Origin of the sequence: Nostoc sp. KVJ3 (assembly GCF_026127265.1) — a bacterium.
GTDB lineage: Bacteria > Cyanobacteriota > Cyanobacteriia > Cyanobacteriales > Nostocaceae > Nostoc.
In genome coordinates, this window is record NZ_WWFG01000001.1 from 281,636 (window position 1) to 295,738 (window position 14,103).

The 14,103-nt window shown below is 40.9% G+C and carries 10 protein-coding genes; 8 read left to right on the forward strand and 2 right to left on the reverse strand.

Features of this window, described 5'->3' with window-relative positions; translation table 11 throughout:
* Positions 1 to 254: 254 nt before the first annotated feature.
* The 5 genes from GTQ43_RS01165 to GTQ43_RS01185 all read left to right on the forward strand — a co-directional run bounded on the left by GTQ43_RS01165 (position 255) and on the right by GTQ43_RS01185 (position 6,754).
* The gene (locus GTQ43_RS01165; protein WP_265269936.1) at positions 255 to 2,324 is read left to right on the forward strand and encodes a hypothetical protein; all 2,070 of its coding nucleotides are present in this window, start codon (positions 255 to 257) and stop codon (positions 2,322 to 2,324) included.
* Between the two features lie 125 nt (positions 2,325 to 2,449).
* Positions 2,450 to 3,229, forward strand: coding sequence for an MBL fold metallo-hydrolase (locus tag GTQ43_RS01170; RefSeq protein WP_265269938.1), 780 nt, complete (start codon positions 2,450 to 2,452; stop codon positions 3,227 to 3,229).
* A 482-nt stretch (positions 3,230 to 3,711) separates the two neighbouring features.
* Complete coding sequence (locus GTQ43_RS01175) at positions 3,712 to 4,767, forward strand: metal ABC transporter substrate-binding protein (RefSeq protein WP_265269940.1); 1,056 nt, start codon at positions 3,712 to 3,714, stop codon at positions 4,765 to 4,767.
* 286 nt (positions 4,768 to 5,053) lie between these two features.
* Positions 5,054 to 5,890, forward strand: a complete 837-nt coding sequence (locus GTQ43_RS01180) for a metal ABC transporter ATP-binding protein (RefSeq protein WP_265269942.1) — start codon at positions 5,054 to 5,056, stop codon at positions 5,888 to 5,890.
* Positions 5,891 to 5,908: 18 nt separating this feature from the next.
* Positions 5,909 to 6,754 carry a metal ABC transporter permease gene (locus GTQ43_RS01185; RefSeq protein WP_265269944.1) on the forward strand — a complete coding sequence of 282 codons (846 nt, stop codon included), beginning with the start codon at positions 5,909 to 5,911 and terminating at the stop codon, positions 6,752 to 6,754.
* 295 nt (positions 6,755 to 7,049) lie between these two features.
* Here the strand turns inward: GTQ43_RS01185 and GTQ43_RS01190 are convergent, their stop codons facing one another.
* Both GTQ43_RS01190 and GTQ43_RS01195 read right to left on the reverse strand, forming a co-directional pair.
* Positions 7,050 to 7,853, reverse strand: coding sequence for a transposase (locus tag GTQ43_RS01190; RefSeq protein ID WP_321162484.1), 804 nt, complete (start codon positions 7,851 to 7,853; stop codon positions 7,050 to 7,052).
* Between the two features lie 8 nt (positions 7,854 to 7,861).
* On the reverse strand, positions 7,862 to 8,320 hold the full coding sequence (locus tag GTQ43_RS01195; protein ID WP_265269946.1) for a helix-turn-helix domain-containing protein: 459 nt from the start codon (positions 8,318 to 8,320) through the stop codon (positions 7,862 to 7,864).
* A gap of 16 nt (positions 8,321 to 8,336) precedes the next feature.
* Between GTQ43_RS01195 and GTQ43_RS01200 the strand changes: the two genes are divergently transcribed.
* From GTQ43_RS01200 to GTQ43_RS01210, 3 genes are all read left to right on the forward strand, one after another.
* Positions 8,337 to 8,477, forward strand: coding sequence for a ribbon-helix-helix protein, CopG family (locus GTQ43_RS01200; RefSeq protein ID WP_265269948.1), 141 nt, complete (start codon positions 8,337 to 8,339; stop codon positions 8,475 to 8,477).
* 94 nt (positions 8,478 to 8,571) lie between these two features.
* Positions 8,572 to 9,492, forward strand: a complete 921-nt coding sequence (locus GTQ43_RS01205; protein WP_265269950.1) for a histone deacetylase — start codon at positions 8,572 to 8,574, stop codon at positions 9,490 to 9,492.
* 115 nt (positions 9,493 to 9,607) lie between these two features.
* Entirely contained in the window at positions 9,608 to 14,086 is a 4,479-nt protein-coding gene (locus tag GTQ43_RS01210) for a translation initiation factor IF-2 N-terminal domain-containing protein (protein ID WP_265269952.1), read from the forward strand.
* The last annotated feature ends 17 nt before the right edge of the window (positions 14,087 to 14,103 follow it).

The window sequence follows — 14,103 nt, forward strand, 5'->3', positions numbered from 1 at the left end:
ATTGTCCGGATAAACAAGACGCAGGAAACTGGGGACATGGAAACCTACCCAAAGCTATAAAGTAATTAAATTTGTCTGTATAGGCAAACACTCTCAAAGCAATAATCAAGTTATTAAAAGCATTCTTGCTATCTACTTTGTTTCTCAATTGTGGATTTTTTGCTACTCAACAAATATAAATATTGTTCACTTTGCACATATCTACTAAAAGAGTATGTTATATCTACCTACATCCTTTTAGTAAATTGGACACAATGGAACAAAAAAAACACCCTAATATTACTGTAGCTAGGGTTTTGTCTGCTTTTAAAACTAAGATTTTTTTATTAATCTGCGTTTTTATCCTTAGTGCTTTTGGTATTGTGTTATCAAATTGGTTGACGACAAACCAAACAGCCTTCGCACAAGTTGATATCTTACAACCGGCTCCTACTCAACCACTAGGCTATTACGACTATTTTGGTAAACTCCTCAGCCCCCAAGAAGCATCACAACTTGTTGCCAGTAAAGGACTTAATCCTAAAGACCCTATTTCTTATGAAAAGATAGGCGCAGTTCATATTACTAAAGAATTGATTGCCCAAGGTGAAGATATATTTTTCAATCGACCTGTAGGCGATTTATTTGGCTTGCAAGGTGTGTTTGGTCTTGGACAAGGTTCAGCCATTCTTTCTGATGAAATTACCGCAGCAATTACTAATTTACGCGGTCAGCCAACCAATAACTTAAAAATTGTCTTGCAGAAAGATATCCCTATAGGTAGTCGAATTTTACGAAAAGGTACAGCCATAAATACAGGCTTAAAGCTAGAAAAAGGATCGATTGCTCCCATAGGAACGACAGCAAATGGGCAAAGTACCTGTGCATTTTGCCATGCTTCTATTTCCAAAGAAGGTAAACGTCTTCCTGGTGTAGCAAATGGTGAAATAGCCTTTCCGATATTTCTAGGTTTAGCACCAAATTCATCTGCTGCTTTCTCACGCACCAAACTCAATCCCTTAGATCCAAAATACCAAGGCAATGGCAAAACTATTATTGACAGTAAAGGCAATTTAGTAAAATTGCCCGATCCTCAAAAGTTTGAAAAGGCTTTTGATGATATTTTATGGCAATTACCTTTTGGTAATTTTGAAAGTTCCACAGATGGGATTAAAAATACCACTCAAATTCCCAACAATTTCACCTTTAAAACTCATCCCTATACTGCCTCTGGAGAAGCTGCTATTGGCCCGTTTGCTGGATTGAGTGCTTTCAACAGTGCTGTTCACTCTTCAGAAACAAACATCCTTGCATCATACGAACTAATTGCCAAAACTCTCAATATTGACCCAGAAGTATATCTAGGTACTGCTCTTCAAAATGCTGCGGACGAAAGAATACGTTTCCCAGAAGGTGTTAAACCCTCAGTATGGTTGCGGACAATTGCACCGGATGCTAGTCGAGCAGAGTTACAAGATCAAGTTGTTGCTCCTGGTGTAGGTAACTATCCAGATTTGAAACCCAACTTGTTGACAGCTAATGGACTAATTTTTAGTCCCCCGACTGGCAATCCTTTAGATAATGCCAGTGGCAAGTTCTTGTTTGCGAATAACGCCATGTCTGCTTATCAAAATAGCTTAGTACCACCAGCTAACAAGACTCCTGAAAACTGGCAAGCACTTAATAATAATTCAGTTAAACGTGGGGCGAAAGTGTTTGAAAAGGCTAATTGTGCAACTTGCCATATTCCCCCCTTCTTCACTGACAACAAAGTTTACCCAGTTGAGAAAATTGGTACTAATCCAGCCCGCGCCCAGTCTCGCTTGGCACTGGTGAAATTCTTAGTACCTGCCAAGCTATACAGTTTCAATAATCCTGTTCCCATACCTGCTGATGCAAAAGTGTTGGATGTCCCAACCCCAGGTATTTCTGATAGCCCCATTAATCAACTACCAAATGGTGGTTACAAAACTACTCCCTTACGTGGCCTTTATTTAAACCCGCCCTATTTACATGATGGTGGTGTCGCAGTACGGGCTGGTAGTTTAAAATTTGACTCTAAGGGCGATTTCACTATTGTTGATTCTACTGGGTTAGGATTGCCTGGCACTCTACGCCAAAGCATACCAGCCGATGCTGTTAGCAGTTTACGGGCTTTAGTCGATCGGGAACTTCGTGCTAAAGTCATCAAAGCTAACAAAGCCGATCCAGACTTAGTAAGTAGTAACCTTGATGGTACAGGTCATGAATTTTATGTAGACCGTCAAGCTGGATTTAATTGTAAACAGCAAACAGACCTGGTTAATTTCTTATTGGCGCTTGATGACAACCCTGGTAGCTTTTAACTGGAGCTGATACTGCAATCCGTTAGTGGAATATTGCCACAGCTTGCCAACAATATTGCCAAGCTGTGGCTACTCTAGCTGTATACGCTTGATAATGAAGGTAAATCTTATCTTCATATAAGTTTATGTTCTTAACTTGGTTAGACAGCAACTCTTGGTTACTGGAAATCGGCGGGAAACGGATACTAATTGACCCTTGGCTGGTTGGTTCGTTAATTTTCAGCAATTTGGATTGGTTATTCAAAGGTTCGCGATCGCAAAATCGCCCCATACCAGATAATATCGATTTAATCTTGCTATCTCAAGGTTTAGAAGACCATGCTCACCCACCAACGCTTCAGGTACTCGACCACAGCATCAAGGTTGTAGCTTCTCCCAATGCAGCGAAGGTGGTACAGCAATTAGATTACACCCAGGTAACAGTATTGGCTCATGGTGAAACTTTCACTTTAAATAATCAAGTTGAAATTAAAGCTTTCCCCGGCTCTCCCATTGGCCCCACTCTGGTGGAAAATAGTTATCTCCTCAAAGAATTGGAGAGTGGTCTAACTGTATACTACGAACCTCACGGGTATCATTCTCCACAACTTCAGCAAGCTGCACCTATCGATGTAGTGATTACACCGTTTGTTGACATGACACTACCTTTACTTGGGCCGATTATTAAAGGACAAAAGAGTGCTGTAGAAGTAGTAAAATCATTACAACCTCAAGTAATAATACCTACGGCGGCTGGTGGGGATATAGCCTTTGAGGGATTGCTGATGAAATTCATTCAGACTAAGGGAAGTGCTGAAGAATTTCGTTCGTTACTTGAGAAAAACAATCTGGCGACGTGGGTAATTGAGCCGAAACCAGGCGATCGCTTTGAACTACCATTAGAAAAACGAGTATTAGCAATCTAACTTTGAGAGTAGATGCCAATATAGAACCCAATACTGCTTGGATAAGCAGGGGAGGCAGGGGAGGCGAAACTCAACGCCAGCCGCCATTTCTCCCCCTGCTCAAGAATAGCTTGCCTCAACCAAGAAATTCCAAAACCTACGCAGTATTGATATAGAACCCATAGATATCTCCCAAAAAGAATGTAGAGACGTAGCACTGCTACGCCTCTAGAGGTGTTATGGATCAATACGGTTTAGTTAAGGCTAAAACTCTTTGTTGAAGTCAGTTTTTTTTAACGAACCACAGAGACGCAGAGTACACAGAGAGAAGATAAAAACCTTAACTGAACTGTATTGTGTTATGGATAACGGATATTTAATCAAAAGTATAAGTAAAAAAAATCTAAAAATCACCCGAAAATACCCTGAGAGGGCATTGCATTTTGATATCGGGAAAGGGTTTAATCAAAGGCCGATCCCTTAATTTAGAAGGCTTGAGTGTAATGAAGACCCTCGCTGGATTGCTATTTGTACTTAGCTTCATGGTAGTAGCTTGCAGTCCGTCTCCAGATAAAACGGTGTCTTCCAACCCTGAAGTAACTACCGCTCCAGTTCAAGTAGGAGAGAAAAATACACAAAGTAAGCTTTTAGTTGTGACAACAGTCGCACCTTTAACCAATATTGTGAGTAATATTGCTGGCGATCGCTTAGAAGTTAAGGGTATTATTCCAGAAGGAACCGACTCTCATACCTTTGAACCTCGTCCCAGTGATGCTGGTTTGTTATCCAAAGCTAATTTGATTATCGCTAATGGGTTGCATTTAGAATCCCCGACAGAAAAACTAGCTAAAGCCTCAAAGCCCAAAGAAACTAAAATCTTTGAACTAGGTAGTAACACTATCACTCAAGACCAATGGCTGTTCGACTTCAGCTTTCCTAAAGCAAAGGGCGATCCCAATCCTCATCTGTGGGTAAACCCCAAGTATGCTGAGGCTTACGCCAAACTAGCCGCCCAACAGTTAACCACCTTAGATCCGGCTGGCAAAGATTACTACGCGACTAATCTCAAAAATTATTTACAACGTCTGGATGCTTTAGACAAAGCAACACGGGAAATCGTCGCCAGTATTCCCGCCCAAAACCGTAAGCTTTTGACCTACCATGATTCTTGGGCATATTGGGCTAGAGAGTATGGTTTTCAAGTAATTGGTGCAATTCAACCTTCAGATTTCAAGGAACCATCCGCTCAAGATGTTGCCAAGCTAATTGACCAAATTCGCAAAATAGGCGTTCCAGCAATTTTTGGTTCTGAGGTCTACCCCAGCAAGGTAGAAGAACAAATTGCCCGCGAAGCGAAGGTAAAAACAGCCAATACTGCTGATGATGAGTTGCCAGGAACAGGTTCAGCGAATGCAATGGAAAACACTAATCCTGAGCATACTTATATTGGCATGATGGCTAACAATATGCGGATTATCGCCTCTAATTTGGGCGGAAATCCTAATTTAGTGAAGGACTTGAAGACTGGCAATGTTGTTGGCCCAACAGCAACTAAGTAGAATTAAGAAAAGAAATACAGCAGAATTCAGAATTCAGAATTCAGAATGGGCTAGGGAGTGTTTTCAAACTCGAAGATCCCCCCTAACCCCCCTTAAAAAGTGGGGAAAAGAAACTCTAAAAGCCCCCCTTTTTAAGGGGGGTTGGGGGGATCTGCAAAGACTGAGGGGCTTAAAGAGAGGTTTGAAAACACGCCCTACGTCCCACTACGCTAACAGAAGTAAAACACACTTGATACCTGGCTTTGAGACTTAGCTTATGTACTTCACAACTTAAAATCTGCTGTATATGCAACCAATACTTGAAGTTAGAAATTTAACCTGTGGTTATCAAACCCAGCCAGTGTTTAGCGATGTTAATTTGACCCTTTACCCTGGTCAACTCACTGGCTTAGTAGGGCCTTCTGGTAGTGGTAAAAGCACTTTAATCAGAGCGATTTTAGGGCTAGTTCCTCCTTGGGCTGGAGAAATTTGGTTTCGAGGAAAGTGTTTAAAACCAGGAGTAGCACCGCCTTTAGTGGGCTATGTGCCACAGGTGGAAACGGTGGATTGGACTTTTCCAGTTACGGCTCTAGAAGTAGTGATGATGGGGCGTTACCAAAAGCAGAAGATGCTACCTTGGTCTTCACGGCGCGATCGCCAAATTGCTAATGAACTCCTAGAGCGCGTTGGGGTTGCCCATGTTGCCCATCAACCCATCGGTAATCTCTCTGGTGGTCAACAGCAAAGGGTTTTCATTGCCCGCGCTTTAGTCGGAGAACCAGAAATAGTTCTTCTAGATGAACCCACCAGCAGTTCCGACTTGCACGTTCAACACGAACTATTGCACCTATTGGCTGATTTGAATCAGGAAGGCTTAACAATTATCCTCTCTACCCATGACCTCAACTCAGTAGCGACACATCTACCTTGGGTGGTATGTTTCAACCACGGTTTAATTTGCCAAGGTCAACCTATCGATGTCTTCACTCCCGCAAGTCTTGAGGAGACTTTTGGTGGAGAAATGGTAGTTTTTTACCAACAAGATCGAATCTTAATTGCTAGCGGTGATACTTCTCTACGTCATCAAATGCAAGATAACTTACCCAAAATACTGCGCCCCTCCAAATCGTCCAAGTCTGCTTAATATAAATAAACACTGTATATGGATTTCTTACTAGTACCCTTTCGCTACGAATTTTTTAGCCGGGCGATTTTAGTAGGCATGATGGCGGGGCTATTATGCGGCATCATGGGGGTTTATATTACAACTCGGAGAATGAGTTACATTGCCCACGGTTTATCCCATGCCATTTTGGGGGGAGCCGTGTTGAGTTATGTACTGGGTTTGAATTTCTATATTGGCTCTGGGATTTGGGGTTTTGCAGCTGCTCTGCTGATTCAATATTTGACAGGACGCAAAGTTTACTCGGATGCAGCTATTGGAATTGTAACAACTGCTAGCTTTGCTTTAGGAGTCGCTGTGATTAGCAGCTATCGCAAGTTTAGCCAAAACTTTGAAGCCGCTTTGTTTGGCAATGTGTTGGGCGTTTCCCCTAATGATTTGTGGGTGGTAACGGGTGTGACGATTGTCTTACTCAGTCTAGTTTTCTTGTTTTATCGCCCGTTGTTATTTTGGTGTTTTGACCGGGAAGTGGCTCAGGTTCATGGCGTACCTATTTTTGCAATGGATACTTTATTTGCTTTGATGTTGGCGACTTTACTGGTGGCGACACTGAACGTTTTGGGTGTAACCCTGATTATTTCAGCAGTGGTGATCCCGGCATCAATTGCCCGATTAGTGAGCGATCGCTTTGGTTATATAATGATCGTCTCTGGAATTTTAGGAGCTGCGATTTCCTTTGTCGGTATCTACCTCAGCTACTACCTTGACATTGCCTCTGGAGCTAGTGTAGTCCTACTTTCAAGTGCTATATTTGCTTGCGTGTTGCTTACCAGGAACCTGCAAGGACAACATAAACGCCGTCTCCCTATAAAACACCTCCCTTAGAGGATGTTTGAAAATTCCTCTCATTGGTAGCAAAACATTTCAGATCCCCCTAAATCCACGCCACGTGCTTCAAGTCGGGGAACCCGCCCAACGCAGTGGCTTCCCTTAAAAAGGGGGACTTTTATTCCAATTCCCCCCTTTTTAAGGGGGGTTAGGGGGGATCTCTAAGTGCCTAAAATCATACCCAAATACTTTTCAAACAACCTCTTAGCAAGAGTTTGTCCAATTTAGTTGTCGGATTAGCTGCTTGAGATTTTCTGGATTGTGACAACTCTCACCGCTAACTGCTTTTCAGTTAGCGGGAGCATCTCAGATTCACAAATGAGACTTGCTGCTTCGTAGGCTGGGTATCCCCTAAGCCTCCACAGCCAGGAATCGGTAGTCCAACCGATCCACGTTTCAAAAGATTCAATGCGGCGTTCCAGTCGCGGTCAATGACCAATCCACAAGAACAACTATGAACACGGACGGCCATTGTTTTTTCAACTCTTTCACCACAACTCGAACAATTAATACTCGTGCCTCTAGGGTCAACTCCAAGTGTCAGCTTGCCGCGTTTTACCGCTACTGCTTGCATGATTTCCAGGAACGTACCCCACGCAACATCTAGTATTGACTTAGCTAATCGTGTTCTAGCTAATCCTCTAATGTTCAAGGTTTCAAAAACAATCAAATCGTATGAGTTAACTAACCAATGAGCTACATGATAATGAAACTCTTTTCTTTGCCGAGCAACGTGCAAATGAAGCTTTGCAACTTTATTGGATTGCTTGCTGTGATTGTTAGATCCTTTGACTTTACGTGCAAGTTTGCGCTGTTGACGGGCTAATTTTGATTGTGACGAACGATAATACTGCGGCACTTCAATACTTTGTCCATCAGCAGTGGTTAAAAACTTTTCTAAACCTACATCTATGCCAGTAACAGTTGTGATTTCATCAATAGATAAAGTATCGGGAACAGTCTTGTCTTCTAAAGAAAAACTACAATACCATCCATCAGCTTTAACAAGAATCGTCGCCTGTTTAATCTCAAAACCGTCTGGAATTGGCCGATGTAAGACAACCTCAATCTCACCAATCTTGGATAATTTGAGAATATTACCTGTTAGGTGTGCAGGTGTGCGCCAGCTTTGGGTGAATTAACACGGGGGAATGTAAACGAACTTATATCACCACGCTTTTTAAAACGTGGTCTTCCTCCTCGCTTGCCTTTTTTGTCAGGTGTTAACCATCGTTTCCACGCCTTGTCCAACCGCATTAAATTTTGTTGTTGGCAGTCGGCATAAATGTTTTTGTAATCGGGGAATAGCTCTTTGGTTTGCTTGAGGTTGCTTGCTTGTGTATAGTAATCTGCTTTATCTGGTATCTTTCCAATTGGTTCAGAAACTAAGCTACATCGGTCAATCTGCGATCTTGTACGTCTTAGCCAGTTCAACCTTTCCCCTAGTGCGTAGTTCCAATGGCGACGCAGCAACTCGCCCCAAGATTCAAGAATGACAACTTGTTCGGGAGTAGGGTTGAGTTTGAACTGATAAGTTAGTAGCATAGAACTATTGTACAGCATTATTCCGTACTTTTGTATGACTACTCGCATAGATATCAGGCTTCCAGAAAAAGAACTAGAGATATTAAAAACCTACTGCCAAGAACAAGATAGAACTCAAACAGAGGTAATCCGTGAATTTATTCGTAGCCTTAGAAAGAAAACCAAAAATCAATGAATTGGTAACTATTGGGGTTCGATGCCCCAATAGTTACCCTCCTATCCCCCTCACCGCCAAGCAACGCTTAGGCGGGAGTACCCCGGAGGCTTAGATGGACTTGCCAATTATTTACCACCCAGATTACATTGCTCCCCTACCGGAAGGACATCGTTTTCCGATGTCTAAATTCCGACAACTCTACGAATTGCTGTTAGCTGATGGTGTCGCGAATCAAGAACAATTTCACACTCCCGAACGTCCCCCATCAGAATTGATAGAGTTAGTCCATACCCCAAGCTACGTTAAAGCTTATTGTGAAGGAACCCTAGACCCCAAAGCACAACGACGCATTGGCTTGCCTTGGAGTCCAGCATTAGCGAATCGTACCTGTGTAGCGGTAGGTGGTACGATACTCACTGCTAAACTAGCACTAAATCATGGTTTAGCCTGTAATACGGCTGGTGGAACTCATCATGCCTTTCCTAGTTATGGGTCTGGTTTTTGTATTTTCAACGATTTAGCGATCGCTTGTCGCGTTTTACAAAAAATTGGACTCGTCCAAAAAATCCTCATTGTCGATTTAGATGTCCATCAAGGTGACGGTACAGCTTTTATCTTCCAAGACGACGACAGCGTTTTTACTTTCTCCATGCACTGCGAAGTCAATTTCCCCGGTACAAAACAAAATAGCGATTTGGATGTTCCTTTGCCGATGGGAATGGAAGACGACGCTTATTTACAAACCTTGGCGAATTACATACCAGATTTATTGTCTCAAGTCAAGCCAGACTTAGTATTTTATGATGCTGGTGTTGACCCTCATATAGGCGATCGCTTGGGAAAATTAGCCTTAACCGATGCTGGCATTTTCCGCCGCGAAATGCAGGTTTTAAGTACCTGTATAAGTAGCGGTTATCCCGTTGCTTGCGTCATTGGTGGCGGCTATGCTGATGATATGAAATCCCTCGTTTGGCGACACTCCTTGCTGCATCGTGCCGCCAGTGAAGTTTATCAACAGTGCAAATTATCGTAAAGTTTTTAAACACATAGGAACGCAGAGTATTGCCAAATTTAACTCATAGCGAATCGGACTAAAATAATACTTTGCGCCCCTCTGCGTTTAAATCTAACCCTCAATTCTTAACTGGATGAACAACGGCAAACTCAGAATCTACGAACTAGCCAAAGAATTAAATTTAGATAACAAAAAGCTATTAGCAATTTGCGAAAAGCTCAAAATTGCAGTCAAAAGCCATACCAGTGCAATCTCCGAACCCGATGCAGAACGTATTCGTGTAGCAATAAGTAAACTAACAGCAAAATCCTCTAAAACCAAAATAAACGCTGAAGATTGGGGCTATACGTTTATAGCTTCCGCAATTGATAGTTTCATCCGCCATCTTGAAGGTGAAAGCGTCCTGAAATCATATCCCGATTTTAGGGAGCGGCGCGATCGCGCCAATGAGTTAATGTATGAATGTGTCGGGAAAAAGCCTTCTCTGTTTTATGTGCGTCGCAAAGGCGCTGGAAAAGAGGCAAGAGAAGAAATTTGGGATGTCACAATAGCAACAGACAGCGATGATTTTCCATTACCCGCAAGACTTGAGAAGCTAAGAAAAACATTAGGATTTAGAGCGGCTGTACAAAAAGATGGACGCGATGGCTTAAAAATCCTCTCGGCTCAGTTGTTACAACCATCACAGGGACACGCCGACAGCTATGCTATACCTTGTCGCTTGCGTTTGTTGTCCAATCATCAGCATCATCTCGACATTCCGCCGGCGACATTGAAACGTATCGCCACCGCGCCAGTTTGTGGCGAAAATGTACCTACAGAAGATCAGCTTAAAGCTTGGAAAGCATTTTTGCAAATTGAAGAGAAAATTGCTAAAGCGCGTCAATTTTGCGTGCGTTATGTAAGTCATAACTATAACTTCAAAAGGCGGATAAGTTTTGAAATTGATGTAACCTCAGCCACCCTTGACGGCTTTTATCAAAATTCCCTCGACGTAGATAATTTTTGGGAACGAGCAAGACGCACAAAAAACGAAGATTTAAAACTTTTTGAAACTGCTCCTGTCGGCAAAAATTGGATTAGCGGTCGTCAATTAGGAACTGTTGAAGAAGTTGATACCAACCGTGGTATTATCAGCCTCCGACTAGAACGCGACTTAGCTGAATTCATGGCAACAGAGCGTTATAAATTACCAGATAAAGGATTCTTGTGTTTCGAGGCAGTTGGTGATATTCAGCAGATTCAGCGTAAGAAAAAAGCTTTAGATGATTTGAATAATGGTTACACCCAAAATCCCTATTTGGGTAACTTTTTATTCGATGCTTCTCAGGCTAGACAAATCAAAAGCACTGTTGAACTTCAACCACAAGATTTGTTGTTATCTTCTGCTAATCCTGGTCAAAAAGCAGCAGTAGAAAAGGTACTTGCCGCTAAGGATCTTGTTCTCATTCAAGGGCCACCAGGTACTGGTAAAACTACCGTAATTGCGGAGATTTGCTATCAAATCGCCCTTCGCGGTGGAAGAACTCTAATTGCTTCTCAAGCTAATTTAGCAGTAGATAACGCCCTGAGTCGATTAGTTCACAACCCAGTAATTCGCGCTGTACGCAAAGGTAGAGCCGAGAAAGTTGGCGAGGAAGGACAGCCATTTTTAGAAGACCAAGTGATTGGCAGATGGCTAGAAAATACAGCTTATGACTGCGAAAATAATATTACACAACGACTCGAAAATATCAAAATTTTCAGTCAATTGCTAGCATCATCACAGAGATTTACGAATTACTTTCAAGCAGAAGAAGAATTCAATCAGCTACAAACAAAATTCAATAAGAATAAGTTAAAAATAGAAACAAACTTTAAAAGCCAAGAACAATCTTACAATGAAGCTATAGAAAAGCAGAATAATGTTGAATCTCTAATTACAGGTTTAGAAAATATACTAAATACTGTACCAAATATCAACTGGGAAGCTCCAGAAGTTACAGAATTTTTGCCACTTCTTAAGCCATACACAGAAGGTAACAATTTAGTAGAAGAATTTTTAGCAAATGTTAGTCAAACCATCAAATATACTGATGAATTTGGCTTGGTGCATCCGGCGCTTGGTGCTTTTGGTTTAGCAGTTTGGTTGCATGAAACTGTAGCAAGAGAAACTTCTGGGTTTAAAGCAGCTTTGACTCATGCTCAAGATGCAAGTAAAGCCATCTTAGAAGTTGCAGCATCAGTGGAGGTTGTTAAACAGAATTTTGCATTGTTAAATCAAGTACAACCAGATTATCAGAAATATCTTGCCAAACTACAAAACCTACAGCAAACAATCCAGATTTGGGAAAACCGCCAACGAGAAATTGATTATATTATTTCAGCAGTTAAAGAGTGGAAATCTACAGCACCTTCTCATCTCTATCAAATTTTAAAAGATTGTCAGCAATCAGGTTTACCACTGACAGAGAACTTAGTGGACTTGCCGCTAGGTTTATTAATGTTTGCTAATACATTAAAATTACCAATAGTACCAAAAATTTATAAAATCAACCTCCCAGAATGGGAGTTATTGAAAAAAGCGATCGCTTATGAGATAGAAGGAGGTTTTACCGATAGAAAAGGTAAACAGCATAATTTTAGTTATTTTTTACAACAAAATTTTAGTCAGATTCCAATGGTGTTACCAAAGAGCGATTGTGTCCAATGGCAAGAAACCTATCAACAGTTTAGCAATTATCAGCTACTCAATCCCAAACAGCGGAAGTTACTGGTTGAAAATACCCAGGTTTTCTTAATTAGATTGCAACGGACTTATGGCGCATCATGGGAATGGAATAACATCGATTCTACTCTTACTCGCATTACCCAAGAATTACTAGATACTATTCTTGTAAATGCCCGTCAATGCGTTTTAAAAGTCAAAACCGAAACTGAACAACAGCTACAGTATTTACAAAGACAATTAAATGAACTTCAGAAAAATGAAATCAGCCAACAGGAAATATTTATTACTCAAGCTAAGGTAGAAAAAGCACAGCAAGACGCTAATTTGCAACTTGGAAGAGTTATTAATATCTTGCAAGAACTTAATCAACAAAATCTACCTGCTCAATTACGGATTCTAACCGAAAAATATCTCGCAACACAATCAAATATTTGGGAGAAGCCACAAGAATTCTCAAATCAAGTGAATTATTGGGTAACTTCCATTAGTCAGCTTGAAACCTTAATTTCATCATTAGAACCTTTTGTAGTGTTGGAGATGATTAAAAATTCTCTACATGAGCATTTATCAAAGCTAGAAGAAGAAACTAAAACTTCTCTACAGCAGCTTCAAAAATTACAACTTAACTTACGCGAAATAGAAGAGAAATTACAACCACAGCCATCAGATAGTTTAAGAGAAGAAAGAAATTGGTGGTTGACAGAATGGCAGAGAATACCGGATAAATTTAAACCAGAAAATTTTGCTACTGACTTGTTTAATATAGAGTTATTGCGCGGTATCAATATTCAGTTTAAATCTTGGCAACAGCAACTCGAAACAGATGAAAATTATCTCAAAAAATACCAGAATTTCGTACAAGATTGGATTGAAAAACTAAGACGACCAACTGAAGGCGATAGCGACGATTTAAGACGTATTTATTTAGATAATGCTAACGTCGTTGGTATCACATGCGTTCAAGCTGCAAATAGAGGTTTTTCAGAAGAATTCAAATCTTTCGATGTCGTCATTATTGATGAGGTTAGTAAGTGTACTCCACCAGAATTACTAATACCAGCATTGAAAGGCAAAAAGTTAGTCATGGTAGGCGATCATCGGCAATTACCACCTATGCTTGATACTAGCACTTTAGAAGAAGTTGCTCAAACAATTGGTAATACAAGAGACGAACTACAATTTTTAGAAGAATCACTATTTAAAAGTCAGTTTGAATCTGCTGATGAAAGCATTAAGCAAATGCTAACTACACAATATCGAATGCACCCATTTATTATGGGGGCAATCAATCAATTTTATGACGGTAAACTAGAATCTGGGATTTTGGAGCCGGACACAAAACGCGCACATCATTTAGCGAGTGAACTCATTCAAGAATCTCAGCATCTTATCTGGGTAAAAACTACTATTGAAAATCAGTTTTTAGAGCAAAGAAATGGAACTTCTTACTTTAATACACCAGAAATTGATGCTATTGAACGTTTGTGTCAGCAGTTCGAGAATACTTGGACTTCGAGAGTTGCTAATGGTGAACCAAAAAAAGAAATTGCTGTAATTACATTTTATGGCGCTCAATTAAGAAAAATTGATGAACGTCTGCAATCTGAACTTTTCCCTTCGCTAGAAATTCGTACTGGCACAGTAGACAGATTTCAAGGTATGGAACGACCTGTTGTCATTGTGAGTATGGTTCGCAACAATAGTAAAGGAGATGTGGGTTTTGCTAAGAAGCCAGAACGGGTAAACGTTGCATTTTCTCGCGCTCAAGAACTACTAATAATTGTGGGTTGTCATCATTTATTTACTCATCAATCAGGTAAAGTCGGAAGTATGTATTCGGAAGTTTCAAATATTGTCAGTCTTCATGGAGGTTTTGTTGATGTTTCTCGCCTCTTCTGTTAAATCTCTTGATGACATTT

What these genes read in the sequence shown, in the direction of transcription:
- GTQ43_RS01165 (WP_265269936.1), top strand. Translation starts at nt 255, where the DNA reads ATGGAACAAAAAAAACACCCTAATATTACTGTAGCTAGGGTTTTGTCT.
- GTQ43_RS01170 (WP_265269938.1), top strand. Translation starts at nt 2,450, where the DNA reads ATGTTCTTAACTTGGTTAGACAGCAACTCTTGGTTACTGGAAATCGGC.
- GTQ43_RS01175 (WP_265269940.1), top strand. Translation starts at nt 3,712, where the DNA reads ATGAAGACCCTCGCTGGATTGCTATTTGTACTTAGCTTCATGGTAGTA.
- GTQ43_RS01180 (WP_265269942.1), top strand. Translation starts at nt 5,054, where the DNA reads ATGCAACCAATACTTGAAGTTAGAAATTTAACCTGTGGTTATCAAACC.
- GTQ43_RS01185 (WP_265269944.1), top strand. Translation starts at nt 5,909, where the DNA reads ATGGATTTCTTACTAGTACCCTTTCGCTACGAATTTTTTAGCCGGGCG.
- GTQ43_RS01195 (WP_265269946.1), bottom strand. Translation starts at nt 8,320, where the DNA reads ATGCTGTACAATAGTTCTATGCTACTAACTTATCAGTTCAAACTCAAC.
- GTQ43_RS01200 (WP_265269948.1), top strand. Translation starts at nt 8,337, where the DNA reads ATGACTACTCGCATAGATATCAGGCTTCCAGAAAAAGAACTAGAGATA.
- GTQ43_RS01205 (WP_265269950.1), top strand. Translation starts at nt 8,572, where the DNA reads ATGGACTTGCCAATTATTTACCACCCAGATTACATTGCTCCCCTACCG.
- GTQ43_RS01210 (WP_265269952.1), top strand. Translation starts at nt 9,608, where the DNA reads ATGAACAACGGCAAACTCAGAATCTACGAACTAGCCAAAGAATTAAAT.